The 26,898-nt window shown below is 64.6% G+C and carries 23 protein-coding genes and 3 pseudogenes; 11 read left to right on the plus strand and 15 right to left on the minus strand.

The genetic code is table 11. The annotated features are described in order from the left end of the window. Window positions 1-112: 112 nt before the first annotated feature. The gene (locus M5I08_RS14695; protein WP_219067112.1) at window positions 113-550 is read right to left on the minus strand and encodes an endonuclease VII domain-containing protein; all 438 of its coding nucleotides are present in this window, start codon (window positions 548-550) and stop codon (window positions 113-115) included. A gap of 12 nt (window positions 551-562) precedes the next feature. Further along, a complete protein-coding gene (locus M5I08_RS26885) occupies window positions 563-766 on the minus strand; it encodes a helix-turn-helix domain-containing protein (RefSeq protein WP_219067113.1) in 204 nt (67 codons plus the stop codon). A gap of 289 nt (window positions 767-1,055) precedes the next feature. On the opposite strand from M5I08_RS26885, the gene M5I08_RS14700 reads away from it, so the two are divergent. Continuing rightward, window positions 1,056-2,087, plus strand: a complete 1,032-nt coding sequence (locus M5I08_RS14700) for a hypothetical protein (protein ID WP_219067114.1) — start codon at window positions 1,056-1,058, stop codon at window positions 2,085-2,087. 17 nt (window positions 2,088-2,104) lie between these two features. Here the strand turns inward: M5I08_RS14700 and M5I08_RS14705 are convergent, their stop codons facing one another. Both M5I08_RS14705 and M5I08_RS14710 read right to left on the minus strand, forming a co-directional pair. Then, window positions 2,105-3,232, minus strand: coding sequence for a tyrosine-type recombinase/integrase (locus tag M5I08_RS14705; protein ID WP_219067115.1), 1,128 nt, complete (start codon window positions 3,230-3,232; stop codon window positions 2,105-2,107). A 267-nt stretch (window positions 3,233-3,499) separates the two neighbouring features. Then, entirely contained in the window at window positions 3,500-3,940 is a 441-nt protein-coding gene (locus M5I08_RS14710; RefSeq protein ID WP_219067116.1) for a hypothetical protein, read from the minus strand. Between the two features lie 329 nt (window positions 3,941-4,269). Between M5I08_RS14710 and M5I08_RS14715 the strand changes: the two genes are divergently transcribed. Beyond that, the gene (locus M5I08_RS14715; RefSeq protein WP_219067117.1) at window positions 4,270-4,881 is read left to right on the plus strand and encodes a hypothetical protein; all 612 of its coding nucleotides are present in this window, start codon (window positions 4,270-4,272) and stop codon (window positions 4,879-4,881) included. 283 nt (window positions 4,882-5,164) lie between these two features. Here the strand turns inward: M5I08_RS14715 and M5I08_RS14725 are convergent, their stop codons facing one another. Continuing rightward, window positions 5,165-5,383 (minus strand): hypothetical protein, encoded by a 219-nt coding sequence (locus tag M5I08_RS14725; protein ID WP_219067118.1) that lies wholly within the window; start codon window positions 5,381-5,383, stop codon window positions 5,165-5,167. A gap of 2 nt (window positions 5,384-5,385) precedes the next feature. Here M5I08_RS14725 and M5I08_RS14730 point away from each other — a divergent pair, with 2 nt between their 5' ends. Next, on the plus strand, window positions 5,386-5,637 hold the full coding sequence (locus M5I08_RS14730; protein WP_219067119.1) for a hypothetical protein: 252 nt from the start codon (window positions 5,386-5,388) through the stop codon (window positions 5,635-5,637). 16 nt (window positions 5,638-5,653) lie between these two features. On the opposite strand, the gene M5I08_RS14735 is transcribed toward M5I08_RS14730, so the two are convergent. Then, complete coding sequence (locus M5I08_RS14735; RefSeq protein WP_219067120.1) at window positions 5,654-5,998, minus strand: hypothetical protein; 345 nt, start codon at window positions 5,996-5,998, stop codon at window positions 5,654-5,656. A gap of 89 nt (window positions 5,999-6,087) precedes the next feature. Then, entirely contained in the window at window positions 6,088-8,721 is a 2,634-nt protein-coding gene (locus M5I08_RS14740; protein WP_219067121.1) for an FAD/NAD(P)-binding protein, read from the minus strand. Between the two features lie 285 nt (window positions 8,722-9,006). Here M5I08_RS14740 and M5I08_RS14745 point away from each other — a divergent pair. Both M5I08_RS14745 and M5I08_RS14750 read left to right on the plus strand, forming a co-directional pair. Then, window positions 9,007-9,794, plus strand: a pseudogene (locus M5I08_RS14745) (transposase family protein). A 113-nt stretch (window positions 9,795-9,907) separates the two neighbouring features. Beyond that, the gene (locus tag M5I08_RS14750; protein ID WP_219067122.1) at window positions 9,908-11,296 is read left to right on the plus strand and encodes a DUF2254 domain-containing protein; all 1,389 of its coding nucleotides are present in this window, start codon (window positions 9,908-9,910) and stop codon (window positions 11,294-11,296) included. Window positions 11,297-11,350: 54 nt separating this feature from the next. Here M5I08_RS14750 and M5I08_RS14755 read toward each other — a convergent pair whose 3' ends face one another. Then, window positions 11,351-11,737, minus strand: coding sequence for a DUF2237 family protein (locus tag M5I08_RS14755; protein ID WP_219067123.1), 387 nt, complete (start codon window positions 11,735-11,737; stop codon window positions 11,351-11,353). A 280-nt stretch (window positions 11,738-12,017) separates the two neighbouring features. Between M5I08_RS14755 and M5I08_RS14760 the strand changes: the two are divergent. Together M5I08_RS14760 and M5I08_RS14765 are read left to right on the plus strand one after the other, a co-directional pair. Further along, window positions 12,018-12,083, plus strand: a pseudogene (locus M5I08_RS14760) (VOC family protein); the annotation flags it as partial. Between the two features lie 50 nt (window positions 12,084-12,133). Further along, complete coding sequence (locus M5I08_RS14765; RefSeq protein WP_219067124.1) at window positions 12,134-12,523, plus strand: VOC family protein; 390 nt, start codon at window positions 12,134-12,136, stop codon at window positions 12,521-12,523. A gap of 24 nt (window positions 12,524-12,547) precedes the next feature. Here the strand turns inward: M5I08_RS14765 and M5I08_RS14770 are convergent, their stop codons facing one another. The 5 genes and pseudogenes from M5I08_RS14770 to M5I08_RS14790 all read right to left on the minus strand — a co-directional run. After that, entirely contained in the window at window positions 12,548-13,030 is a 483-nt protein-coding gene (locus M5I08_RS14770; RefSeq protein ID WP_219067125.1) for an Rrf2 family transcriptional regulator, read from the minus strand. A gap of 93 nt (window positions 13,031-13,123) precedes the next feature. Continuing rightward, window positions 13,124-13,861, minus strand: a complete 738-nt coding sequence (locus M5I08_RS14775; protein ID WP_219067126.1) for a 3'(2'),5'-bisphosphate nucleotidase CysQ — start codon at window positions 13,859-13,861, stop codon at window positions 13,124-13,126. Then, window positions 13,858-15,711: an adenylyl-sulfate kinase gene (cysC, locus tag M5I08_RS14780; RefSeq protein ID WP_219067127.1), complete on the minus strand. Its 1,854-nt coding sequence runs from the start codon at window positions 15,709-15,711 to the stop codon at window positions 13,858-13,860. The genes M5I08_RS14775 and cysC overlap by 4 nt, the downstream gene beginning before the upstream one ends. Continuing rightward, window positions 15,711-16,718, minus strand: coding sequence for a sulfate adenylyltransferase subunit CysD (cysD, locus tag M5I08_RS14785; protein WP_370328489.1), 1,008 nt, complete (start codon window positions 16,716-16,718; stop codon window positions 15,711-15,713). Before cysD ends, cysC begins: the two co-directional genes overlap by 1 nt. Window positions 16,719-16,863: 145 nt before the next feature. Next, window positions 16,864-17,346, minus strand: a pseudogene (locus M5I08_RS14790) (beta-class carbonic anhydrase); the annotation flags it as partial. 137 nt (window positions 17,347-17,483) lie between these two features. Between M5I08_RS14790 and M5I08_RS14795 the strand changes: the two are divergent. From M5I08_RS14795 to M5I08_RS14810, 4 genes are all read left to right on the plus strand, one after another. Beyond that, complete coding sequence (locus tag M5I08_RS14795; RefSeq protein ID WP_219067130.1) at window positions 17,484-18,461, plus strand: ABC transporter permease; 978 nt, start codon at window positions 17,484-17,486, stop codon at window positions 18,459-18,461. Window positions 18,462-18,633: 172 nt separating this feature from the next. After that, window positions 18,634-19,467, plus strand: a complete 834-nt coding sequence (locus tag M5I08_RS14800) for an ABC transporter permease (protein WP_370328644.1) — start codon at window positions 18,634-18,636, stop codon at window positions 19,465-19,467. Continuing rightward, window positions 19,464-21,311, plus strand: coding sequence for a dipeptide ABC transporter ATP-binding protein (locus M5I08_RS14805; protein WP_219067132.1), 1,848 nt, complete (start codon window positions 19,464-19,466; stop codon window positions 21,309-21,311). The genes M5I08_RS14800 and M5I08_RS14805 overlap by 4 nt, the downstream gene beginning before the upstream one ends. Window position 21,312: 1 nt before the next feature. Further along, entirely contained in the window at window positions 21,313-22,989 is a 1,677-nt protein-coding gene (locus M5I08_RS14810; RefSeq protein ID WP_370328645.1) for an ABC transporter family substrate-binding protein, read from the plus strand. Window positions 22,990-23,001: 12 nt separating this feature from the next. Here the strand turns inward: M5I08_RS14810 and M5I08_RS14815 are convergent, their stop codons facing one another. Beyond that, window positions 23,002-25,617 (minus strand): AAA family ATPase, encoded by a 2,616-nt coding sequence (locus M5I08_RS14815; RefSeq protein WP_219067134.1) that lies wholly within the window; start codon window positions 25,615-25,617, stop codon window positions 23,002-23,004. After that, window positions 25,614-26,789 carry a metallophosphoesterase family protein gene (locus M5I08_RS14820; protein WP_219067135.1) on the minus strand — a complete coding sequence of 392 codons (1,176 nt, stop codon included), beginning with the start codon at window positions 26,787-26,789 and terminating at the stop codon, window positions 25,614-25,616. The genes M5I08_RS14815 and M5I08_RS14820 overlap by 4 nt, the downstream gene beginning before the upstream one ends. Window positions 26,790-26,898: the final 109 nt, after the last annotated feature.

A 26,898-nucleotide genomic window follows, 5' to 3' on the forward strand; every position in this document is an offset into this window, starting at 1 on the left:
GGCCGTCCTGTCGGGTCTGGCACTTCGACTCCTCTCTCAATCGAGATGCGTTGGGCTGGTTCGCGTTTGGGTTCCACGCCGGAAGTTATTCACGCGTGAATAACTTGGATGTTCAGATTCGCAGCTCCACGGTGTGCTTGAACTGGCCGCGAATCGCTGTCATGCGTGTCTCGGCCTGGTGCAGTGACCGGGTCAGTTCCGCTCGCCTGGCCTCTAGTTCATCAAGTTCGGCTAGCCATTCCGAATTGCGGTTCAGGAAGCGTTGTTTCGCGATTTCCACCATCTTGTCGGCCTGCGGAGTTTTCAGGTATTCCGCCGCGCTGGTTGCCCAGCTCACGGTGAGCCGTTCGACACTGCCCAGCCTGACGTTGCAGGACTGGCAGAGAATGCCGCGCACCATGCCTGTCTCGTGGTCGTGGTCGACTACGAGGCTTTCGGTCGCTTGGCATATCGCGCAGGACCCGCCTTCCGCCAGTGCGCGCTTCTCGTCGCCGGTGAGCGCCTTGTAGACCAGGCCGTCGATGTCTCGGATGACTAACGTTGTCATCATCAGGACTTGCCCTTAGTCCTGGTGTGTGGGTACGAACAGGGCTTCGAGGTCGTCTAGGAGGACGTACACCTGACGGCCACCGGCCACGCGGTAGCCCTTCAGTTTTCCCTCCCTGATCCATTGGCGGGTGGTGCTGTACGGGATGCCGTACGTCGCTTGAATGTCTCTGAGCGGGATGCTCTTTCGTGCGGGTAATACTGGTTTCCTGGCGCTCACTGGTGGTTCTCCTTGGGCTTCGTTGTCGTCGCGGTTCAGCGACTATCGCCGACATTAACCGCAAGTCGCGCAACGCCTTTCGGCCCTGGGCCTGGGCCTGGGACATTGACAATGTTCGAGAGCGAACGTCCTGGTCACAGGGTGTTTGTGGTGTTAGTCACACACAACTTGTCAGAAACGTGTTGTACAGATCTATTGCGCCACAACATCACTCAGCATCAGCTTCAGGTACGCTTGGATAGGTGAAGCTAGAACGGGTCCAGCTTCAATCAAGTAGAGGCTAGAGCCGATGTCCACCAAGACCGACGAGCAGCGGGTTCGCCGCATGGCAAAGCGTCAGGGAATATCCCTGGCGAAGAGTCGCGATGACAGCAGCTTCATGCTGCATGACGATGTGAACGGCGGAAGCTGGGCGGCGCAGGACGGCGGATCGTACGGACTGACCCTGGCCCAGTGCGAAGCGTGGTTGCTGCAGCGCGACCCCAGTACTGGCCGTCAAACCCGCGACTGGACCCGAATCGTGCGAGAGGCCGGGAGAATAGTCGAGGGGTACGACACATCGGTGACGTTGCGGCAATTGTTCTATCGACTGGTGAGCCGTGAGCTGATCTCCAACACGGAGAACGACTACAACTACCTGTCGGCCAAGACCGCCGAGGCGCGGCGGCAGGGACTGTTTCCGGCGCTAGTCGATCAAACGAGCAATATCGTTGTGCCGCAGACGTTCTCGTCGCCGGATGACGCGAGGAGCTACCTCAGCAAGTCGTATTGCAGGGATCGTACTGCGGGGCAAGAGGTTTCGCTGTATCTGGGCACTGAGAAGGCCGGTTTCAAAGCGCAGCTATGGGAATCGTTCGGAGACTTCGGGATTCCGATTCTCCCGCTCGGCGGCTATGCATCGCAGACCTACGTGGACGGCATTGCCGAACACGCGGACCGTCAACGCCGACCGGCGGTGCTGATCTACGCCGGAGACTTCGACGGCTCCGGCGAGGACATTTACCGCGACTTTGTGCAACGCACCGACTGCTGGACTGAACATCGACAAATCGCATTGACCCCTGAGCAAATCGAGGAATACCAGCTTCCGGTGCTACCGGGCAAGGAAACTGACACCAGGTCTAAGGATCATGCCCTACGCCACGGTTTCGATTCGGCGGTTCAGGTCGAGATGGACGCACTGGACCCCACGGTGCTGCGCGGCCTCTACCAGGGGGCCATTGACGACTTTTGGGACGATGACGCCTACGATGCGGCGGTCGCGGCTGAGGATGCCGACCGCGCCGTTCTTGGGGGTCTGGTTGACCGCCAGGCCGGTTGATCCGGTTGACGTGCTTTCTAGCTCGGCTCGTCCTTGGCGTTGACCTTAGCCAATTCGCTTAGAGCTGCGGCGATTTCGGCGTCACGCCCAGAAACGACGCTCTGATAGATGAGCGATGCACGCACGGTGGAGTGCCCAAGCCGTGCCATGCTCTCGGCCAGGTTACCCACCCTCGCGATTTGCGTCCCGGCGAAGTGGCGAAGATCATGGATACGCGGTGTCTCTCGCCCAATGTCCTTGAGCGGCTTGGCGATTGCGTCGCGAAAGACCTTGTCGTTGAGGTGGCAACCTCCGCGCTGTGGCGGAAACACCAGGCCTTCTTTGCCTTTCGCGGCGAACACGTCGAGGTGGTGCTTAAGTTCGGTGCGGATGTGCGGCGGGATGACCACAGCGCGTGGCTTCCCTGACTTGGGGGTGTCAATGCGGCATTCGCCCCTGTGGGTTGCACCGCGACCCACGAACAGCACTTCGCTGTCCACATCAATGTCTTTGCGCCGCAACTCAATCAGTTCACCCCAGCGCACACCGCACCATGCCGAGATGAGGATGGCAACCTTGAGGCGCTCAGGGACGGCGTCGGCCAGCGCCGCGACCTCGCTCACCGTGAGTATCACCGGCTCGCGCTTGCGAACCGGGTTCATCACCCGCTCTATCTGACACGGATTGACTTGCACGAGGCCATCTTTGACAGCGGTAGCCATCACGGCATGCAACAACCCGTAGCAATGGCTGTTGCGGCGGGTGTGCTCTGTGCCCAGCGATGAGTACCAAGAGCGAACCCGGTCAGCGGTGACGTGATCTATCGGCAGCTTCCCGATGCTGTCCTTGATGTGGTGGGTCAACAGTGACTCGTACATCAGCCTCGTGCGTGCCTTCACAGGCCGGTCCTTGACCCACTGCACCGCGTAGTCGGCAAGGCTGATTACGCGGGCTGAGCGCGCCGCTGCCCGCCTGGCCGGTGGCGTCCAGGTGTCTAGCTCGATCAGCTTGCGTTCGTCGGCCAGCCAGCCCTCAGCGCGTGGCCTGGTGCTGTACGTGACCGGCGCGTTATGCCGGACCAGCTCGTGGACGTAGGACGCCTGAAAGCGACCTGACGGCAAGCGGCGGATGTGACCCCAGCCCCGGCTACCTTTGGTGCATGCCATGTGTTTGCCTCTCGTGCAATCTTCGTGCTATGTCCCACAGTACCGACCATCGTTTGCCAGCAATTCTGGCGAACGGCGCAACGGCCTTAATGTGCAGGTAAGAGGCTATATTTGCAGGTGGTGGCACATGCCGGTATTTTGGAGGCCGACTAATTCGAATCCTGCCGGGGGCACCAGTTCAGCGCAGATTTCTGCTGTTGATGGGCAATTTCCGGGCGATAACGATGCGATTGGGCGATCTGCTGCCGTTCGGCCTGCTCACGCAGGCTAGCCGCCGGTCATCAAGTTGCCGCCAGCGCCGCCGAGCGCGCCGATCGCGACTTGATACGCCGCGCCTCGTAGCGAGAGCGCGATCTGCTTGAACCGGCTGCGTTCTTCCGGCTGACGCGAGTCGTCGTCGGCAACAGCCTCAAGCGCCGCGATAACACGTCCTAGTTGCGCCCCGGGCGACGGCCACTGGCCTGCGACACGCAGCGCGGCGCTGGTTGGCGCGCCGACGAAGATGATCTCGCCGCCGAAGGCTTCAGTGCCCTTCTCGAACAACGGCTCGCGGTAGAGCGCCCGCAGGACGCGCTGCACGGTGTCGTGATCGAAGCCGGAGGCTCGCCCAATCTCGGTCGCGCGCGCGTTGCGGCCAGTCCGGTCGTACAGCTCGACTGCAGCCTTGAGCACCGGCAGATCGCGCGTCGTCCAAGTGTCGTCGGTCATGAGCGCGAGTATGCGTCAAAGCACCGACAGCTCGGCTGTTGTGCCGCACGACCCCGACGAACGCGACCGAGAATGATTGGCCGTGGGTGAGCGGTGGCCGTGGGTGAGCGGTGGCCGTCGATGCGCGGCGCAAAGTTAGCGCACATCGTTGAGAAGCACTGCGGAGCGTATCTACGCAGGTCAGGGTCGCATCGAAGGTATAGAGTGCGGCACAAAGAGTTTACGTTCGCATACCATGATGGAGACGAAGTGAGCGGTAGCAAAATTCGGCGTGTCTTAATTGACGATGTCGGCCTGAGTGAGACCGAGGCACGAGAAGAGGTGATGTGATGACACAGCCGGTGCAGACGGTCGTCTATCGCCTCGACCCCGCACATGAACCGAAGTGGCAGTTTCACTCGATGCCAGAGAGCATCGTCGGCGGGGGCAAGACCTTGGACGAAGCTCGATCCGAGTATCGAGACGCTCTCAAATTCTCTCTCGACACCGATGCGCTGCCAGCGATTGACGAGTATGTCGAGCGACAAATAGGGGATCTGGGCATTTGGTTGCGTCTCCCGATCGACCATCCGAACTTCGATGGAGTGCTCAGCGAGGCGAAACGTCAGATCGACGCCGACGATCGTGAGTGGTTCTTCGCCAATCCAACCGCAGGGGGCGATCCGGTGATCGTCACGACGTCCCCCGAAGCTCCGTTGAGCAGCATTCTGGATCAGATGTCGGTCTACGACTCGCTGATTCTGGCGATGCGCTACCGCGATCGCGAAAACGATCAGGACTTGTTTCTCGCGTTCGCGGGGGCCGCGACCGTGAGCGTCAGCGACGAGCCGTCAGTGAGCTTTGAGTCGATGGGTCTCACGCCCGCCTCACCTCTGCGTGATCTTCTGAGCGCGGCGTTGAAACTTCATGTGACCAGTGTTAGCGCGCCCGCTTTGTGCTGACGCCGCGTGCGAGAGCACGTCGTAAGCGACGACGAGCGCAGCGAGCGCGTCGGGCTGATGCTGGCATTGCTGCCACTGCACCGCAGCTTGCTCAAGCTCGGGCAGACGACCAGCGATGCGCGTCGTGCCCGCTTCGAGTCCCTGCAGCAGCGCAGAGCTGCGGGCGATCGCGTCGCCGCCGCCGCGCCCGCTCCCCTTCGGCGGCCACGCAGTGACGCGCACCGGGTGATTCAGCTTGTAGCGCGGAGTCTGTCAACATTTCTGAGACACGATTTTTGGATATTTAGAGAGCCGGGTCGTTCTCCTTCGGCGTTGGTGGCGGGTTGATCGTGCTGATTGCTGGTAGGGCGGGCGGCTCGGGTGGTTTGCGTACGAAGCGCTCGGGACGGGCGCCGTATGCTGTGTCGAGCACGGTGGCGCGGTGCCGGTGGATCTCGTCGGCGAGGCCGTAATGCACGCTGGCGGGCGAGTGGCAGGCCGATGCCGGAATGGTTGTGCTCATGGTTGTACCAACGGAAGAATCGGTCGCAGTGCACTCGGGAGGTCGTTGGCGTCGTTGCCACGGCGGGGCTCGAACTCATTCCGATCATCGAGGCCATTATCAACGGCGGCCTGTTCGTGCAGGCCGGACCCGGCACCCCGCATTACACCTATGACGCCCCGCATTACACCTATGACATTGTCCCGATTACCAATTCCATTGCTTTGGCCGGATCTGAGACCCAACCGTACGGGGCTGGGGTGGCCAAGCTCTAGGCGGTAGACAAGGACCTCATTGCGCAGTCTCAACGCAGCTGCCAGGCGGCGCCGGTAACGGCCCGGGCGGTAGCTGCGGCAGAAGGCCGGAGAAAGGACCCGGAGGTGGAGGGGGCTTGACGCACTGCACCACCACGACGTTCGTCCCGCTGCGCTTTATCGCGTGCCAGTACGAGCCATCCGCATACGGCACGCCATCGCAATAGGGCTCGGCGGGTTGGCCTGGTTGACCGCCCACCCCCGCTCCACCCGGGCAGAAGTTGGCACCCACGTCTGGGTTGTGCGGATCAGGGTCGGCGTAACCCGCTGGCGCGGCCAGTACGGCGGTGGCGATCAGCGCCATGGTCATCACATGCTTCATGGTCGGAATCTTGCTGCCTAGCGGAGGACTTCGGCGTGCTTTGAACGACGGAACAGCACGGTGTGTCGAAGGTCTCGGCCTACGCGTGGTCAGTTGATCGCGCCGCGGGTCACGCGCGGCCCGGGGGCAGCGCGATGCCGCGACAGGAGGCGCGCTGCTTGACCCGGCGCACCGAGTTGGAGCATCGCGGCCAACGCCGTTTCGAGGACCACTTCTTGTTGCACCCGACTACCGCCGATCGAGGGAAGTCCCGCGAGCGATTCGAGGAGATAGTCGAGCGCGGCGCGCGGCTCACCGGCGGTCAACGCGATCAGGCCTTCGCCGATAAGACGCAAGGTCGTTGCTTGCGCGTCAGTGGCATCGGGAACGTTGATCGCGCGGATCGCGGCCGGATCGTTCGCTGCGGCCAGCACCAGCAGCGCATGGAACGCGATAAACGGCGTTTTCGGCGCATACGCAAGCGAGCCGACCTCGGCAAGCACCGCCATCGGATCAGGCGGCGTTACCCAGTCCGGATGCAGGCGCGCCCGCCATGCGAGCGAGCCGGCATCAACGAGACAACGCACGTCCTTCGAGTGGGGCGGGGCGAGAAACGCGGCGTACCGGCGCGCCGCAGCGGCCGCGTCGCCCATCGCGAGCTCGTGCAACGCGGCATGCCACTGGAAGTGCGCGAGGTACCGCTGCGTGCTGCCGTCGCCGGGGATCCAATCCGTCAGCCATTTCAGCCCGGCCCCGTGCGCGTCGGTTTCGTAGTGCACGTGCGACAGCGCATGCGCGGCGTTGCCATTCCCCGGATCGAGTCCGAGTGCGGCATCGGCCAGATCGGCTGCGTCGTACCAGAGGCCCTGCTCCGTTCGGCCGTAGGCGCGCAACCCGAGATACCATGGCGCCTCGCCGTGTACGCCGGTGAATTGTTCGACGTACTGCCACGCGTCCGGCAGCGCATCGCCAGCCCCAGCGAACGCAATCGATGGCGCGAGCACAAGCAACGCGACTGCGTCGTCCGGAACGCGGCCGAGATGGTCAATAAGTGCGTCGGTGCCCGCCGCGTTTCCCTTCTCGCACCACGTCGCGATGGCCTCGACGTGGCTGCGGTCTTCGTCGCTTCCGTGCGCAAGTGCCGCGCGCGCTCGAGCGAGATGGCCGGTGACCGCGTCAGGACCGCCCGCGCGGTCGGGCCGTTCCGTGGCAATCATCGCGAGCGCGATATGCGCACGGGCGTGGTGCGGATCTTCCGCGACTGCGGCAGCGAAGGCAACGGAGGCGCCGTCTTGGACAGCGAGCAGGCGACGCACACCCTCGGCATACGACGCAGCCGCACCGGTCAATCCGGGTTCGGTCGTGATGAGGCTGGGCGCCGGCACCGGACGTTCTCGCGCATCGTCGGCGAAAAGCTGCGCGATAGCGGCTGCCTGCGCGCTGATTTCGGGAATCGCGGTGCTCTCCCACTCTTCGCCCATGCGGATCGAGCCGAGACAGACGATGTCTGGAACCGTGCTCCCCGACCCGTCAATGAGATAGCCGTCCGGATCGAGTCGCACGCCTACGCCGCTTGGGTGCGGCGATGCGACGTTGTTGGCCAACAGATTCGCCCAGAGTGTGGAGTTCTGCAGCGACCGCCGATCCCACATCGAACCCGTAGCGACGACGACCGCATCCCCGCGCCGACGCACCGACCCGTCGGTCGTCGTCACAACCAGTTCAACGCCGTTGCCGTGCAACGACACATCGGCGACCTCACCCGCCTCGACGATCAGTTGGCCACTGTCAATCGCGGCATAGATCGAGTCGGCAATCGTCGGCGGCATCCGGTGACGGAGCACCTCCCACTGGCGCAGGTCCTCGCGCAGGAACCGCCGCTGGTCCTCCCATCCCAGCGAGCGCCACAGCCGGGCGGTGCGGGGTCGCACCGCGTCGATCACTTGTCGCCAGTCCGAACCGATTTCGCGAGCGTGCGCGAGATCCGCGTCAAGCGAGGCGCGCAATTGCTCAAGCGAAACTTCGGTAGAAAGCGCGTCGAGGTGAGACACCTCCGCCGGCGCGCCGGTGGCGCGGAATCGGCGCGGGAGTGCGCCGTGCCGCGACAGCAGCGTGACCGTGGCGCCACGCACGATGAGATGCAGCGCGACATCGACGCCCGTGAGTCCCGAACCGATCACTAAGACGCTGGCCGGCCGTTGCGCACCAAGAGCCGCGAGCGCGCCGGGCGCCCACGGATCCAGCACCACCCTGTCGTCGGTACCGGTGGCCAACACCGGAGCGAAGGCGCGTTCCAACGAGTCGGGCATGCCACCGTCGGGGCGCCCGGACGCGAGCACGACAGCGTCCGCTGACAGCGAACGTCCATCGTTCAGCGCGATGCCCACCGGCGTGCCCGGCGTCAACCCGACAACCTCGGCCGTCTGGATCCGCACGTCGGCGGCCGCGAGTTGATCTCGCAGGTAGCGGCCGTAGGCAAGGCGCGGCGCGAAGCTCTCGCACGGCGCGACCGCTCGTTCGTCGAGCCAACGGCAGAAGTGATCGGGATCTTCCGGCCACGCCGACATGCGCTGCGCGGGAACATTCAGCAGGTGGGTCGGGTCGTTGGTGCCGTACGCCGCGCCAGTGCCGGGATGCCCGGACGCGTCGATCAACGTGATCTGTGCGTCTGGTTTTCTCCGGCGCAGGTGGGCCGCGGCGAGCACACCCGCGGCTCCCCCGCCGACGATCGCAACGCGCATCATGGCCGAAGGTTATATCTCGAGGTTAGGTTGAGTTGCTTGATTGTGACCGCGGCCCCAGATGGCTTCATAATTCTCCATTTACTACTGCTTTTCGGATGCCGTTGCATTATTCGACTCTAGGGCGCGTAGTCGAATGAGGTTTTCTCACTTGGGGCGTGTGAGCCTGGTGTGACTGGAGTTTCCGGCGTGTCGTGAGAGCAGGACGTGGGGTCCCTGCTTCAGGATTCGGTTTCGACGAAGAAAGCCGTCCTGCCGCAAGAGGACCCCACGTTCACCTACTCTGCCATCTGCGACGTCCCTGAGGAAACCCTGCGGTATGTGACCGCGTTGCTGCACGCGCACCGGCGCGAGGTCGGCACCCGCGTCGGGCGACGCTCGGGCACGGCACGGCACGCACGCAAGCCAAGCTGGTGTTGCGCTGGTTCCGGGACGATGCCCCGATCCGGCTGCTTGCGTTGGAGGCCGGGCTGCCGATCTCCACCTCCTACCGGTATCTGCACGAGCCGATCGACGTGATCGCCGACCAGGCTCCTGACCTGCACGACGTGCTCGACCAGGCGAAACGGGAAGGCTGGTCGCACGTCACGCTGGACGGGACGCTGGTCGAGATCGACCGGGTGAACGAGCGCACCGAGGTCGGCCATCACCGGTGGTATTCGGGCAAGCACAAGACTCAGGGCGGCAACGTGCAGATACTGGCCGACCCGGGCGGGTTCCCGGTGTGGTCCAGCGAGGTCGAGCCGGGCAGCACACACGACATCACTGCCGCTCGCATGCACTGCCTGGGCGTGCTGTGCAAAGCGGCCGGCGAGGGATTACCGACGTTGGCGGACAAGGGATACGAAGGTTCCGGGATCGGGGTGCATACCCCGGTCAAGGGCCGTGACCTCGACGTCGCGAACCGCAGCTACAACACGCTCCTGACCGCGACACGGGCTATCGGAGAACGCGCCAACGCCGAACTCAAAGGACGCCGGCGATGCCTTCGCCGAATCCGCCTGTGCCCGAACAGAATCGGCCAGATCGTCGCAGCCGCGGTCGTACTATCAACCCTGCAAAGGGGACACTACTGAGAAAACCTCAATATTGCGGCATTTTGTGCGCCCACCGACAATTTGGAGAGTTCGAAACGGGGACCCTCGACTGCCCCGCGCGGGCGCAACGCCCGTGCTCTAGCCTGGGCAGTATGTCGTCGATTTCGGGAATGTCGCTGTCGCACTGGCGACGCGAAATGCTGCGGACCAACTTCTGGCTGGTGCCGAGCCTGGAAGTGCTCGCGGCGGTCGTCCTGTTTTGGATCACCTGGGAGATCGATCGCGCCGTCTACCATGGCACCCTCAGCCTGCCGGCGTGGGTGGAAGCCGGCAGCGCCGACACCGCACGGGGGATTCTCCTCGCAGTCGCCGCATCGATCATGACGGTGATCGGGATCAACTTCTCGGTAGTGCTCGTCACATTGACGCTGGCATCGACCCAGTTCGGGCCCCGGATGCTGCGCAACTTCATCCGCGACCGCGGTACTCAGCTGACGCTGGGCACGTTTGTGGCGACAGCCTTCTACTGCGTCCTGGTGCTAGTGTCGATCGGACCTGCACAGCACGGCGTGTTCGTACCGCACCTGTCGGTCAATTTCGTTTACTTGCTGGTGCTCGTCGATCTGGGCGTGCTCATCTATTTCCTCCACCACATCGCCGTCCAGATTCAGCTTCCTTTCGTGATCGCCAGCATCGCCCACGATTTAACGCACTTCGCCGAAGTGCGAAACTGCGACATCGCCACGTCAGCCGGGGATACACAAGGTCATGCTGACGAGCTAGTCGCGCTGATCGGCACCATCGAGACTTCAGGCGCGAAGATCCGCAACCCAAAAGGTGGCTACCTGCAGGCGATGCGCTACGACCTGTTGGTCCGCGCCGCGTCGGCGGCCGACGCGGTGGTGCACGTGCCTTACCGCCCCGGACATTTCCTGGTGGAAGGCCGTGAACTGGTCGCCGTGTGGCCGCCCGCAGCCGCCGATCGCGTCGCCCGCTGCCTGAAGCGCGCACAGCAGACCGGGCCGGTCCGCACCCTCGCCCAGGACCCCGCCTTCGGCATCGACCAACTCGTCGAGATCGCCATCCGGGCACTGTCGCCAGCGGTCAACGACACATTCACCGCGCTGGCGTGCGTCGACTGGCTCGGCAACGTCCTGTGCAAGCTCGCACCGGTATGGGCCCCGGAACGGGTGTATCGCGACCCCGCTGGCGCCGTCCGCGTCATCTGCGAGCAGGTCAGCTTGGAAAGGTTGGTGCAGCGGTCATTTGATAAAATCCGCCAGGCCAGCCGCGGCATGCCCGCGTTGCTGATGCGCGAACTCGACGCGCTCACAGCGATCATGGAGCAGACCACCGACGCTGATCAGGCGCGCATCCTGATGGACCAGGCGGCGATGATTCAGCGCGCCAACCTCGAGTCGGTGCCCGAAGAATCCGATCGCGCCGACGTAGAAAGCCGATACAACGCCGTGGCCTGCGCTTACGCGCGACTGAACGACTTGGCCGAAGCTAACCGCAACCGGAGCGCAATCTTCGCCTGACCGGGAACCCCGAATCGGGACTCAGCACAGGCGGCGAGCGGTAAGGCCTCAGCTCTACAAGCCGCCCAGATCGTCTGGCACGTCGACGGCATGCGCCCGCAGCGCCTCGAGGGGCACGACGTCGAGCGTGCGCTCGTGCGTGGAGGCCAGCACCACCGGGGCGGCGCGGCCATCGCGGTATGCCAGCAGCCAGTTGCCGGCGGTGACGCACCAGCGGTCACCGGGAACCAGGCCGGGGAAGCGGAGTTGCGGCCGCGGCGTTGAGAGGTCGTTTCCTATCGCACGTTGGTGATCCAGGAATTCGGCGGTCACCACAGCGCAAATCGTGTGCAGCCCCAGATCCTCCTCACCGGTTGAACAGCAGCCGTCGCGGTAGAAGCCGGTCAGCGGGTCGCTGCCGCATGGTTGCAGCGGGCCACCCAACACGTTGCGCTCAGACATCGGACACCTCTCTAGATCGCGCCGACCGCGTCGGCCACACATCGAAGCTGACGGAGGTCGGAACAGGTTGGATATGCTGGATTTCGCCGGTGCCGACCGCTACGAACTTGCGCAGCACTGCGACCAGTCCAGAACGACGTCGCCAGGTGGGGTTGGGGCTTGCCGGCCTCGGCCCGGACCGTACGTGCCACGGGCCTGGTCATCGATATCTGCACGACCGCGATTGTGGCACGCAGACCGGTGGACGCTCGCACGCTGCGCGGTGGCGCCATGACTGAGACCCTCATACATCCTGGAGTTTCGCGACCCGGACAACATCGCCTGGGAGCTAACTGCGCCAAAGTAGCGCTTCGCAGCATTGTGACGCGCGGCCCAGAGTGGTTGACTGCAAGCACAATGCCTATCGAGTTCAACCACACCATTGTCGCCGCCCGCGATAAGCGGGAGTCCGCGAAGTTTCTTACCGAGTTGTTCGGGTTGCCGAGCCCGGTACCGTTCGGCCCATTCATGATCGTCACACTCGAGCACGGCGCGAACCTCGACTATGCCGATGCGCCCGAGGGCGAGGAAATCCGACCGCAGCATTACGCCTTCCTGGTCTCAGAAGACGATTTCGACGCGATCTACGGCAAGATCCAATCCCGCGGACTGCAGCACTGGGCCGACCCAAGCGCTAACCGACCAGGCGAGATCAACGCCCGTGACGGTGGCCGCGGAGTCTATTTCCGCGACCCTGCCGGCCATTTCCTGGAAATCCTCACCCGGCCCTACGGCTCAGGCGGCTAGCGAGCCCGCCGAGCGCAGGAAGCGCTACCCGGCATTGCGGGGACCGTGGCGTCTGCTTTCCTGCGCGCGATAGTCGTCGGCCATCCGACCGACGTGGGGGGGCAGATCGCCGGCCACGACGTCGGCCAGCGTCGTTTCTTCCAGCACCGAGCGCATGCTGGCCCGCAGCGCCCGCCACACGTCGGTCAACGCCGCGGTCGGACCGGAATAGGGCAGATCGCCCAGACCGACGTCGCGGACGCTGGCCAGTGGGCCGTCGATGGAGCGCAGCACGTCGGCGATGCTGATTTCGCGACCGGGGCGAGCCAGTTCGTATCCACCGTCACGACCGCGGTGGCTGCGCACCAGGCGATCGGTGCGCAGGTCGGACAAGATGTCGACGAGAAACTGCGGCGGGATGCCCTGGGCTTGCGCCAGGTCTTCAGTCTTGACCCGCACGCCGCCGGCCACGGTGGCAAGCTGGACCATTGCCCGCACCGCGTACTCCGCCTTGGCCGACATGCGCATGGACTGAATCCTCCCACCGCCGCCCGACGACGATACGGGCCGGACACCGGCCCGAGGAGAAGTCGGGAAACTTCTGGTTACGAGCCAGGTCGCTCAGCCGGTCACCGCCAGCACCGCGTCGGCGTATTCCGGTCGGCACACCAGCAGGTCCGCCAGCTTTGGATCGGGCCGGTTGTACTCCAGCGGCGAACCGTCCAGACGCGAGGTGTGTAAACCCGCCGCGCGGGCCACCGCGACAGGCGCCGCAGAATCCCATTCGTACTGTCCGCCGCCGTGCACGTAAACGTCGGCCAGACCCTGAACCACCGCGGCGACCTTCGCGCCGGCCGATCCCATCTCGACCAACGTGCCGTTCAGCTGGTCGCGCACCTGCAGCGCGATCGCCGGCGAGCGGGTGCGCGAAACCACGATCCGCGGCGCTCCCACGTATGCCGGCGGCGGCGCAGGATCGGGCGTGGCCAACGTGACTCCTTGCGCAGGCAGCGCGACTGCGCCGGCGACCAGATCACCGGATTGCCACAGCGCGACGTGCACGGCCCAGTCTTGACGGCCCAGTTCCGAGAACTCCCGGGTGCCGTCCAACGGGTCCACGATCCATACCCGCTCGGACCGCAACCGCACCGGGTCGTCCGCTCCTTCTTCGGACAGCACTACGTCGCCCGGCCGTTCGCGCGACAGCGCATCCATCAAGTAGTCGTGGGACCGCTTGTCCCCCGCCGCTTTTCGCTCAGCCTCCGTGCCGTCGGCCAGCTCGTCGCGCACCGCGAGCAGCAGCCGGCCGGCTTCGGTAGCCAGCCGCGCCGCCACCTCATGGTCGCTGCCGTCGCTCAACGTCGCGACCCGATCAGCTCGATGACTTGCTGCGCGAGCTCGTCGCAGCTGCGGTCAGGCGTGAGTCGCAAGTCGGGGTTCTTCGGCCGCTGGTAAGGGCTGTCGACACCCGTGAAATGCGTAATCTCACCCGCGCGCGCTTTCGCATAGAGCCCCTTGGGGTCTCGGCGCTCGCAATCCTCGAGCGGCGTGTCGCAGAACACCTCGATAAAGTCGAGCCCGGCGTCGGCGTGCACCCGACGGGCGAGCTCGCGATGCTCGGCCAGTGGGCTGATCGCCGGTACCAGCACGGTGTGCCCGGAATCGGCGATGAGCGCCGCGACATGGGCCAGTCGACGTAAGTTCTCCGCGCGGTCCGCCATGGAAAAGCCAAGATCGGCATTCAAACCGTGGCGTAAGTTGTCGCCGTCGAGAACATAAGCGGGAACACCTTTTTCGAGTAGCTTCTGCTCGACCAGCACTGCCACCGACGACTTGCCGGAACCCGACAGGCCGGTGAACCACAGAGTGCGGCCCCGCGACATCCGGTCCTCAGCGGTCACCAGCGACTTGTGCCGCACGGTGTTCGGGCTCGACGAGCGTGCCGAGACCTCACGCAACACCATGCCCGCGGCCACAGTCCCGTTGGTGACCGGATCGATCAGGATGAACGACCCGGTGCCCGGGTTGCGGGTGTATTCGTCGAGCAGCAGCGGCACCTGGGTGCGCATCGAAATACGACCAAGTTCGTTGAGCTGCAACGCCTCCGCGGACGTGTCGCGGCGCAGGGTGTTGACATCGAGCCGGTAGTCCAGCGCGGTGATCCGTACCCGCGTGGTGCGGGTGGTGTGTTTGATGAGGTAGTCGCGCCCGGGTTCCAGTGCCGACCCGTCCGCCATCCAGCACACGGTCGCATCGAATTCCTGGGTAACCCTCGGCTGATTGGTGGGCCGGGCGATCATGTCCCCGCGCGAGATGTCGATGTCGTCGGCAAGGCTGACCGAAACGGCCATCGGCGGAAACGCTTCTGCCACCGGCCCGGTCGGTCCGTCGATTGCGGTGATCCGGCTGGGCTTGCCTGTCGGCAGCACCACCACTTCGTCGCCCGGACGCATGACACCGCTGGCCACCGTTCCGGCGTAGCTGCGGTGGTCTTGATGGTCATGTGTCTGCGGCCGGATGACGTACTGGACCGGAAATCGGACGTCGACCAGGTTGCGGTCACCGGCGATGAAGACCTCCTCCAGGTGCGACAGCAGCGCCGGCCCGTCGTACCACGGGGTGCGGTCCGACTTGGTAACCACGTTGTCACCGTGCAGCGCTGACATCGGGACGGCGAGCACGTCGTGCACGTCGAGGCGGGTGGCGAAGGCGTGGAAGTCATCGCGAAGGGCTTCGAAAGTCTTTCTGTCCCAATCGATCAGGTCCATCTTGTTGACCGCGAGCACAATGTGCTCGATGCCCAGCAGCGATGCCAGGAATGTGTGCCGACGGGATTGCTCCAGCAGACCGTGGCGGGCGTCGACGAGCACAATGGCCAGCTGCGCGGTAGATGCCCCAGTCACCATGTTGCGGGTGTATTGAACGTGGCCCGGGGTATCGGCGATGATGAACTTTCGCTTGGGCGTCTCGAAGTAGCGGTAGGCGACATCGATCGTAATGCCTTGCTCGCGTTCAGCACGCAGCCCGTCAGTGACCAAGGACAGGTCGGCGTAGTCGTGACCATGTTCCTTCGACGTGCGTTCCACCGAGGCCCACTGGTCTTCCATCACGGCCTTGGAGTCATACAGCAGCCGCCCGATCAGCGTGGACTTGCCGTCGTCGACGGAGCCGGCTGTTGCGATGCGTAGCAACGTGGTTGATGCAGCCATCAGAAGTACCCCTGCCGTTTGCGGTCTTCCATCCCTGCCTCGGAGATGCGGTCGTCTGCTCGGGTGGCTCCCCGTTCAGTCAGCCGCGAGACCGCTGTCTCGGCGACGACCTCCGCGACGGTGGCCGCGCTCGACTCCACACAGCCGGTACAGGTGACGTCGCCCACCGTGCGGAATCGCACCGTCGCCTCGAACACCTTTTCGTCGGCGCGGGGCTGCATGTGCCGGTGAACCGCCAGCAGCATTCCGTCCCGCTGGAAAACCTTGCGCCGGTGCGCGTAGTAGATCGACGGCAACTTGATCTTCTCGGCGCCGATGTAGGACCAGATGTCGAATTCGGTCCAGTTGGACAGCGGAAACACCCGGATGTGCTCACCGTTGTGGTGTCGCCCGTTGTAGATATTCCACAACTCGGGCCGCTGGACCTTGGGGTCCCACTGACCGAACTCGTCGCGAAAGCTGAACACCCGCTCCTTGGCCCGTGCCTTCTCCTCGTCACGCCGGGCGCCGCCGAATGCTGCGTCGAACTTGTTTTCCCGGATCGCACGCAGCAATGTCACCGTCTGGATCGGGTTGCGCGACGGGATGGTGTCGACGACCCGGCCCGCATCGATGTCGTCTTGCACGGATGCCACCACCAATCGCACTCCCGTCTGCGCAACCAGCTCGTCGCGGGCCTGGATGACCTCGTCGAAATTGTGACCGGTGTCGACGTGCATCACCGGGAACGGCAGCCGACCGGGGTGGAAAGCCTTGAGCGCCAGGTGCAGCATCACGATCGAGTCCTTGCCGCCGGAGAACAGCAGGACCGGGTGTTCAAACTCTGCGGCCACCTCACGAATGATGTGGATAGCCTCAGCCTCTAGCGAGCGCAGATGGCTCAGTTCGTATTGCCCGGGCACCGGCCGACGGTCGCTTTCCCCCGCCACCGGGCTAGCCGTAGCCCTGCTGGTCATGAACTCCTCATTCCTGGTAGAGTCGGCCGAATTAGGCAATTTTGCAAGCATTACCACGTATAAAACCAGCATGTCCTGCGGCTGTCAACGAAGTCGGGCGAAAAGACATAAGAGCCCGCACACTCGACGCACTTCCATCCCCACCCGGGGCCGAAGCCCCCGGATAGCTACTCGGCGAGCCGGATCGCCAGAGCTTGACCTCGCCGAGCTTGCCCGTTGCGACGTCGAAGATGAAGCCTCGCAACGACTGATGCTTGGTGACGAACGGGCTGTTTTCGACGCGGCGCAGCGACTGGCGAACGTCCTCGGCGACATCGGGGAACGACTCGGCCGCCCACGGCGGTTTGACCCCGGTCTCTTCCTGGATGGCGTGCTTGAAGTCGTCGTCGTGGAAGGTCAGCATTCCGCAGTCAGTGTGGTGGATCAGGATGATCTCGCGCGTTCCCCACAGCCCCTGGCTGATGGCCAGCGAGCGGATCGCATCGTCGGTAATCACCCCGCCGGCGTCGCGGATGACGTGCGCCTCCCCCTCTTTGATGCCCAGCGCGTGGTAGACGTCCGGCCGGGCGCCCATGCACGCCACGATCGCCACATGTTTGCTCGGGGGCAACGGCAGCGGCCCCCTGAAAGACTTTGCATATTCGGCGTTGTGGGCTAAGTAGTCCTCGGTTACCGTCACGCCAATCCTCGCGATCGGTCGGCGGTTGCCGCATGTCCCCCGATACGCTGCCTAGCTGCGCCTTTGGCCCGCGCCCGCGACGACTCAGGTCAGATCTTTTACCCTGGCCCCATGCGAGACAGGCGAGGCCGGCGGCCGTGATCCGCTTCCTGCTGCATCGCTTGCTCAACTACCTGGTGCTGCTGGTACTGGCTTCGTTCTTGGCATTCTGCCTGGCCTCGGTCGCGTTTCATCCGCTGGACAGCTTCATCGAGCGTCACCCTCAGCCGCCGGCTGAGGCGATCCACGCCAAAGCCATGGAGCTCGGCTTGGACAAACCTATACCGCTCCGGTACGCGGAATGGGCTGCCGGCGCGGTCCGGGGCGACTTCGGCACCACGGTGACCGGTCACTCCGTCTCCCAAGAGTTGTGGCCCCGGGTCGGGGTCAGTTTTCGGCTGGTGGTGATCGGATCGCTGGTCGGCACGGCGACCGGCGTGGTTCTGGGTGCCTGGGGGGCGGTTCGTCAGTATCGGCTCAGCGACCGGGTGGTCACCGTGGTGTCGCTGATCGTCCTGAGCGTCCCGTCATTCGTGCTGGCCGGACTGCTGATCCTGGCCGCGCTGCGGGCCAACAACTTGACCGGAGTGCGGATCTTCGCCTACACCGGGGAAACGTCGCCGATTCCGCCCGGCGGAATCTGGGGCCAGCTTGTCGACCGCGTTCGGCACATCGTGTTGCCGAGTCTCACGCTGGCGCTGGGCGCGGCCGCGAGCTTCAGCCGGTATCAGCGCAACGCGATGTTGGACGTGCTCGGCGAGGATTTCATTCGGACCGCCCGGGCAAAGGGCCTGACTCGCCGGCGTGCGCTGTTCAAGCACGGCTTGCGCACCGCGCTCATCCCGCTTGCCACCCTGTTCGCCTACGGGGTCAGCGGCCTGGTGGTCGGCGCGGTGTTCGTTGAGAAGATTTTCGGCTGGCACGGCATGGGCGAATGGGTGGTGCAGGCCATCCAAAGCCAGGACACCCACGTCGTGGCGACGATCACGTTGTTCACCGGTGCGGCAGTGCTATTCGCCGGGTTGCTCTCTGACGTCATCTATGCGGCGCTGGATCCCAGGGTGCGGGTGTCATGACACCCGCCGGGGACCACGCGCTGATGACGCGCGCAGCGACGACGCGTCAGCGAAGCGATGGAAGGGAGCGGCGCTCGTGACTGACGAGGCCGCCACGGACACCACCCCGCTGCGGGTCGGCATCAAACCAGCCACGTTCACATCGCGGCGCAGCCTGGTCGCACGTCGCTTCATGCGCAACAGACCTGCGCTGGTGGCGTTGCTTTTGCTGGTGGTGCTGTTAGTCGGCTGCTACGGGCTGCCACCGCTGCTCACCTACAACTACACCGCTCTCGACTACCACGCGCTGCTGCAGCCGCCATCGGTCAGGCACTGGTTCGGCACCAACGCGCTGGGCCAGGACCTGTTGGCCCGCACCCTGCGCGGAATGCAGAAGTCGATGCTGATCGGCTTTTGCGTGGCGCTGATCTCGACCAGCATCGCAGCCACCGTCGGATCGATAGCCGGCTACTTCGGCGGCTGGCGCGACCGGGCGCTGATGTGGCTGGTGGACCTGCTGCTGGTGGTGCCCGGCTTTTTGATAATCGCGATCATCACTCCGCGTATCAAACAGTCGAGCAGCATGCTGTGGCTCATCGTCCTGCTGGCCATATTCGGTTGGATGGTCAGCTCGCGGATGGTGCGTGGCTTGACCATGAGCCTGCGGGAACGTGAATTCGTCCGTGCCGCAAGCTTTATGGGAGTGCCGGATCGCCGCGTAATTGTTCATCACATCCTGCCGAACGTCGCCTCGATCCTGATTATCGACGCGACGCTCAACGTCGGGTTCGCGGTGCTGGCCGAAACCGGGCTGAGCTTCTTGGGATTCGGTATTCAGCCACCCGATGTTTCGCTGGGCACATTGATCGCTGACGGCACTCCCTCGACCACCACGTTTCCCTGGGTATTCCTGTTTCCGGCCGGAGCCTTGGTGCTGATCGTGTTGTGCGCCAACCTCACCGGCGACGGCCTGCGGGACGCGTTGGATCCGAGCAGCCGATCATCGCGCCGGAAGCGGCGCAAGTGAGGGCGCTGCTCGAGGTGTCGGATCTCAACGTCACCTTCGAAACCGGTGACGCGCGGGTGTTCGCGGTGCGCGGCACGAGTTACCACATCGACCCCGGCGAAGTGGTCGCCATCGTCGGCGAATCCGGTTCGGGCAAAACCACTGCCGCGATGGCCGTTGTCGGATTGCTCCCCGAGGACACCGATGTCTCCGGCTCGGTGCGCCTACACGGCGAAGAGCTACTCGGCCAGTCCGACCAGGCGATGTCACGGGTTCGCGGCAAGTCGATCGGCACAGTGTTTCAAGACCCGATGTCGGCGTTGACGCCGGTCTACACCATCGGCGACCAGATAGCCGAAGCGATCAGGGTGCACAACCGCGAGATCAGTCGAGCGGGCGCCCGCAAGCGCGCCGTCGAGCTGCTCGAGCTGGTCGGCATCGTGGCGGCGGAAAGCCGGGCGAGGGCATTTCCGCACGAGCTGTCCGGCGGGGAGCGTCAGCGTGTGGTGATCGCGATTGCGATCGCCAATGATCCCGATCTGTTGATCTGCGACGAACCGACCACCGCGCTGGATGTCACCGTGCAAGCGCAGATCCTCGACGTGCTGAGAACTGCGCGCGACGTCACCGGCGCCGGTGTGCTGATCATCACCCACGACCTGGGTGTGGTGTCGGAGTTCGCCGACCGGGCGCTGGTCATGTACGCGGGACGTCCGGTCGAGATCGCCAGAGTCGACGAGCTTTACCGTGACCGACGGATGCCCTATACCGTCGGGCTGCTGGGCTCGGTGCCGCGACTGGACTCCCGGCAGGGCACCCGGCTGGTTCCGATCCCCGGCGCTCCGCCGACGATGACGTCGCTGCCCGATGCCTGTCAGTTCGCGCCGCGCTGTCCGCTGGTGATCAGCGAATGCCGCTCGGCGGAACCCGATCTGGTCACCATTCGGGACGGTCACCAGGCGGCCTGTATCCGCACCGGCGACGTCGCGGGGCGCAGCGCGGCTGACATCTATCGCGTGTCAACACAGCCGGTTGCGGTCGACGACGCCGTCGCCGATCTGCCGGTGGTGCTGCGAGTCACCGACCTCGCCAAGACCTACCCGCTGACCAAAGGCGTGGTTTTGCGCCGACGGGTCGGTGAAGTGCGCGCCGTCTCTCACGTCAGCTTCACCTTGCTGCAGGGCCGCACGCTGGGCATCGTCGGCGAATCCGGTTCCGGCAAATCGACCACGCTAAGCCAGATTCTCGAACTCACCGCGCCCGAGGCCGGTGCCATCGAGATTCTCGGCACCGATGTCGCGGGCATCACCCCGGCCGCCCGGCGTAAACTGCGGGCCGAACTGCAGGTGGTGTTTCAGGATCCGGTTGCATCGCTGGATCCCCGACTGCCGGTATTCGACGTCATCGCTGAACCGTTGGTTGCCAACGGGTTTGACAGGCGCCGCTGCGAGGAGCGGGTCACCGAACTGTTGGGAGTTGTCGGGCTCAACCACGCCGACGCCAGCCGCTATCCAGCCGAGTTCTCCGGCGGGCAGAAACAGCGAATTGGTATCGCGCGGGCGTTGGCGCTGCAACCGAAGATCCTCGCGCTCGATGAGCCGGTGTCAGCGCTCGACGTGTCGATTCAGGCCGGCATCATCAACCTGCTTCTTGACTTGCAGCAGCGATTCGGGTTGTCCTATCTGTTTGTGTCGCACGACCTTTCGGTGGTCAAACACCTGGCCCATCGAGTGGCGGTGATGTATCGAGGAAAGATTGTGGAGCAAGGCGATGGCGACCAGGTGTTCAGCAATCCGCAGCACGAATACACCCGGCGACTGCTGGCTGCAGTCCCGCGAGCGCACCCGGACACCGGCGGTGGTTAGCATCATCCGGCTGATTCGCGGGCTTGCACTGCTGGCAATTGTGACGACTTGTGTGACCGTCACGGGCTGTGCGCAGGGCTACAAGGACGTCGTCGGGCGCCAAGCCGTGCGCGTCGGCACCTCCAGCGACATCAACCCCCATGACCCGGCGACTCTGCGCGACGGCGGTAACCTGCGACTTGCGGTCAGCTCGTTTCCGCCGAACTTCAATGTATTGAACATCGACGGCAACACCGCGGACGTCGCTTCGATTGTCACGCCTACGCTGCCGGGAGCGTTCATCACCCAGGCCGACGGGTCGCTGAAGCTCAACACCGACTACTTCACGGCCGCCGAACTGACCAGCGCCAGCCCGCAGGTCGTCACTCTTACGATCAACCCGAAAGCGGTGTGGAGCGACGGCACGCCGATCACCTGGGAAGACCTCAAAGCAGAGGTCGACGCCTGCAGCGGCCGCGACAAGCGGTACTTGATCGCCAGCAGAGCCGGTTTCGAACGAGTGAAATCGGTGACCAGTGGCGTGGACGATCGCCAGGCCGTGATCACGTTCGCCCAGCCCTACGCCGAATGGCGCGGGATGTTCGCCGGCGGTATCCAACCGCGCAGCATGACCGAGAACCCCGACGTCTTCAACAAGGGCCAACTCAACGCCCCCGGTCCGTCGGGCGGACCGTTCATCGTGTCCACGATCAACCGCAGCGCGCAGCGCATTGTGCTAACCCGCAATCCTCGCTGGTGGGGCCGCAAGCCGCGGCTGGCCTCGATCACGTTCCTGGTGCTCGACTCCTCCGCCGTCATCCCCGCCCTCCAGAACAACGCGATCGACGCGGCCCGCATCGGCACGCTCGACGATATGGTCACCGCCGAGCGCACACCAGGCGTGGCGATCCGCAGCGCCCCGGCACCCACCTGGTATCAGATCACCTTCAACGGAGCACCAGGATCCATCCTGCGCGACGACAAGCTGCGGCTGGCAATCTGCCGAGGCATCGACCGCCAAGCGATTGTCGACGTCGTCCAGCACGGACTGACCAGTCATCCGACGCCGCTGGACAACCACGTTTATGTCGTCGGCCAGGTGGGCTACCAAAACAACAGCGCGCCAGCCGCTTACAACCCTGAGCAGGCCCGCAAAGACTTGGATGCCCAAGGCTGGAGGCTCAACGGGGCAGTGCGTGAAAAGAACGGTAAGCGGCTAGTTGTCCGCGATGTGCTTTACGACTCGCCGGCCGCCCGACAGATTGCCCTGGTTGCCCAGCAAAACCTGGCGCAGATCGGTGTCAAGCTGGTGCTCGACGTCAAAGCCGGCAATGGGTTCTTCAACCAGTACGTGAGCGTCGGCGACTTCGACGTCGTGCAATTCGGTTGGGTGGGTAACGCTTTCCCGCTGTCTGCGCTGCCGCAGATCTATACCTCGGATGGCGAGGGTAACTTCGGCAAGATCGGTAGTGCCAGCGTCGACGCCAAAATCGATCAGACGCTGTCCGAGCTGGACGAGCGTAGGGCACGCGCACTGGCCAACCAGGTCGACATCATGATTTGGCGGGAAGGCTTCAACCTGCCTCTTTTCCAGTCGCCCGGCGACATCGCGGTGCGCAGCGATCTGGCCAACTTCGGCGCTCCCGGGCTGGCCGACATCGATTACACCGCAATCGGATTCATGCGCCGAGGTCACTGACTGCGGGGATCGCTACGCGCACAACTCGATACGCTGCGCACCTTTGACGCCATCGTATCGGGCCGGCGTGCAGGTCAATACGATCACCTGACCCCGCTCGCCCAGCGTGTCAAGCACCTCGGCCATCTTCACCAGTCGTTCCGGGTCGGTGAAGCCGAGCGCGTCATCGATGAGAATCGGGACGGTGTCCTCTTTAGCGACCAGCGCCGCCCCAGCCAGCCGCGCCAAGATCCCGAGTTGCTCCTTGGCTCCGCCCGAAAGTGATTCGTGCGGCACGGTGCAACCGTCGAGCGTGCGATTGAGGATGCACAGGTCGGCGTCGATGTCGACCTCGAAAGTGGGCCCGAAGACCGGACGCCCGAGTCGCTGCAATTCGGTGCGGAACGGCTCGACGTAACGCAGCCTGGTGGTGTCGCGGTGGCGGGCCATCACCGTGCGCAGCACCCGGACGGCGCGGGCCCGGCTACCGACCCGGTTGTACTCGCTGCGGGCATGTTCGCGGGTGGCCTCGGCGGCATCGAGCTTTCCTTTGCGGCCCTCCGTGCCAAATATTGCCAACTCAACGCCGATCTCGTGCAACGTGTAGGTGATCTCGCAGTGGCGGGTTTGCAGCGCCTCGGCCGTCTTGACGGCGTCGGCCAGTTCGGCGGCCACGGCGTCTGGTGCTGCGGCGGCCAGTAGCTCGGACAGCTCGGCGACTCGGGCTGCTGCCGTTTGCGCCGCCTGCAGGTCTTTGGTGGCGGTGGCCTCGAGTGCTTCGTCGGTGACGGCTGCGCGCTGCTGGGTTAGCCGGTCGGCGACCGCAGCCAGCTCGGCACGTTGAGTAATCAGTTTGTCGGTTGAAAGGGTTGCCGTCATAGATATTTCGCTGAGCTTAGCCGCCGCGGCGGCTGCGACTTTGCGGTGCGTCTCGAGGTCTGCACTCGCTTTGACGCGGGCTGCGGCGGCCTCCTCGAGCTCGACACGGGCGGTGGCGGCGTCGATCGCGATCTCGCCCGTGTATGCCGTGGTCTGCAACTCGGCCAGCCTGGAGCGCAACTGCTCCACCTGGTCGTCACCGCACAATGCGGCCAGGGTCGCTTTCAACTGGTCACGGCCGCTGAGCAGTTCACGGCGCTGCTGATCGATACGCTGTGCTGCGATCACGTCAGTCACCTGGGCAGCTGCCAGTGCGGCAGCCAGGTTTTGTCGCGCTGCAGCGTATTCGGTTTGGATGTCGAGTGCTGTCGCGCCCGGTGTGAATCGCGCGGTCAGGATCCCAGGAACCTCGACTTCCGTGGCGCCGCCCGTGGTGGTCGACCAGCGCTGGCCCGCCGGCAGCGTCACCCGCTGGTCACCCATGACGAGTTCGATGTCGGTGGCGGCGACGAATTCTACCGTCGCCGACACCAACGCGAGCTGACCTTCGACCCGTTCGACGGTTCCGGCAGCTCGTCCGATCTGTTGAAAAAGATTGTCGGTCAGCGCAATTGTGGACAGTTCGGCGCAGATCAGGTCATGGTCACGCTGGGCGGCGTCGATTTTGGCAAGCCGGGTGGTCAGCGTCTCGACCTCGCCGCGGCGCGCCAGCTCGTCGACGATGCGTCGGGCGCCCTCCGCCCGCTGCTCGGCGGCGGCGGCGAGCTGGTTGGCTTGCTCCACCAGCGCATCGGCCGCCACGGTGACATCTCGGGCCGACGCCTGCGCTTCGGCGGCCTCGCGGGCCTCGGCTTCCATGGCCGCGACTGCGGCGGCGCGCGTATCGGTTTCGGTCCGCAGCCGCAGTCGCTCGGCGTGCGCAGCGTGTGAGGCCGCGCTCCTCGCGGCGGCGGCAGCCGCGATCAACTCCGCTTCCTTCACCTGTTCGATGAGCTGCGCAATGTTGTCGGCAGCGGCTTGGGCGGTGGTCTGCCGAAGCGTGGCCGCCTGCTGAAGCGGCGACAAGTCGGCCAGCTCGGCGGTCAACGCGGCGTGCCGATGGACACGGTCGTCGACTTCGGCGACGGCTTCGGCGCATCGCTGCACCGCCTCTTCGGCGTCGCGCAGCGCGGCGATCGCCGCGGCCCACTCTCCTGTCGCACGACCAGTCGGCGTGAAGTAGCGGCCGTACTCAGCGTCGATCCGCTCGACCAGCACCGGTTCGGTGCCCGACAGCGCCGCAGTGTCTCCCGCCGCGACATCGAGCGCCCGGGTCAACGCGTCGCACCGCGAAAGATCCACCGCAGCCGTCGCCGCCGACTGCAATACGCGCTGGGCATGCCACAGCTCGGTGTCGACGGTCTCGGCCAGCATCGCCTGTACTCGGTCGTGCGCCTCGTCGCCGCTGCGCTGTTCGCGGCGTGGCTCCAGGACCGTCAGTTGCGTCTCACACTTCTTGTGGAACCGCTTGCGATACACGAAACGATAACGGCCGGTGCTGATCTCGGCGGTGACTTCGGATCCGACGTCAGCATTGGTCGGCTTGACTTGCTTGACTTCCTTTTTCGTCGAACGATCCTTCGATTCCAACAGCAGGTCCAGTGCCTCGATCATCGAGGACTTGCCGACTTCGTTGGCGCCGGACACCACGACGACGCCGTGATCGGGAAATTCGATCTCGCGGTGGGCGACGCCGCGGTAATTTTTCAACACCAGCCGGTGCAACTTCATGCCGCACCCCGACTTTGGTGTCCTTTGTCGGTCAGCCGCAGCAACAACGCCAGCGCCGCTTGTGCGTCACCGGCGATCTCATCGTCCCCGGTGCGCGCCGTTTCAACCAGCTCCTCGACTGCCGCGGCGGCGAACCCGCCGATGCCCAGGTCGGTGAACTCGCCGTCAGCCGGTATGACCGCCAGATCGCTGTGGCTATCCCACACCCGCAGCGACCCGAACAGCCGCGAGTATTTGTCCAGGCAGGCGTCCAACGCAGCGCGGTCGGTGACCGTCAACGAACCAATCAAGGCCAGCCGCACCACCGTTAGGTCTTTGTCGGGCATCAGATCGAGGTTCAGATCCAGGTCGGCGATATCACGGCTGTTGTCCACGTGACGGCTCAGCGTGCGAAACCGCCAGCGACCGATCTTCGGGGCCTCGACGCTCACCGGGCGCTGTGGATCCGTCTCGTCGATATCGACCACCAACACATGGCCGGGGTCGGGCTCGACATCGTCGTAGTTGGTGACCTCCGGCGAACCGGAGTACCACACCCGGCCGGTGCTGCCGACTTGGGTCGCCGAATGCTTGTCGCCCAGCGCGACATAGTGAACCGCGCCGCGTGCCAGTGCGTCCTCCAGACCCGCCAGCCGGATCAGCGAGGGCCTGGTGGGATCGGGGTCGAGCACGTCGACGCCGCCGTGGGCCACCAGCACCCGGGTAACGCCGTCGGCGGGCAAGCCCTCGAGACTCCCGAGCACGTCGGCAACGAGGTCGGTCATCGGTGCTTTGGATCGCCATGGCGCAGCAATGATCTGCAGACCGGGCCTAACCTCGTGCACGCCAGGCCGGTCGAGGACCTTGACGTTGGTTGGGCATTCCTCGTTGAACAGCGCACTGGTGTACACCGAGGACGCGTCCAGCGGGTCGTGGTTGCCCGGCAGCAGGTAGACCGGCAACTTTATGGCGCGCATGGCTTCCAGCGACTGACTGATCACCTTCGGTGCCAGTTGGTTGTGTTCGAACACGTCGCCGGCCACCACGACGAACTCGGCATCCATGTCGGCTACCAGCGAGCCCAGTCCGGCCACTGCGTCGCGGCGGGCCGCCGAATACCGCGGCTGGGCATCGCCCGCCAGGAAGTGACGGGTCATGCCGAGTTGCCAGTCGGCGGTGTGCATGAATCGCATGGCGATCCCGTCCCTTCTGCTTCATCCCCGGCCGATCTTCAACCGGGCACCGCGAGTGTAGGACTCGACTCCGACAGGTTCGGGGACCTCGATCGGCAGGTTGAGGGAT

It is taken from the genome of Candidatus Mycobacterium methanotrophicum, from assembly GCF_023515995.1.
GTDB classification, from domain to species: Bacteria; Actinomycetota; Actinomycetes; order Mycobacteriales; family Mycobacteriaceae; genus Mycobacterium; species Mycobacterium methanotrophicum.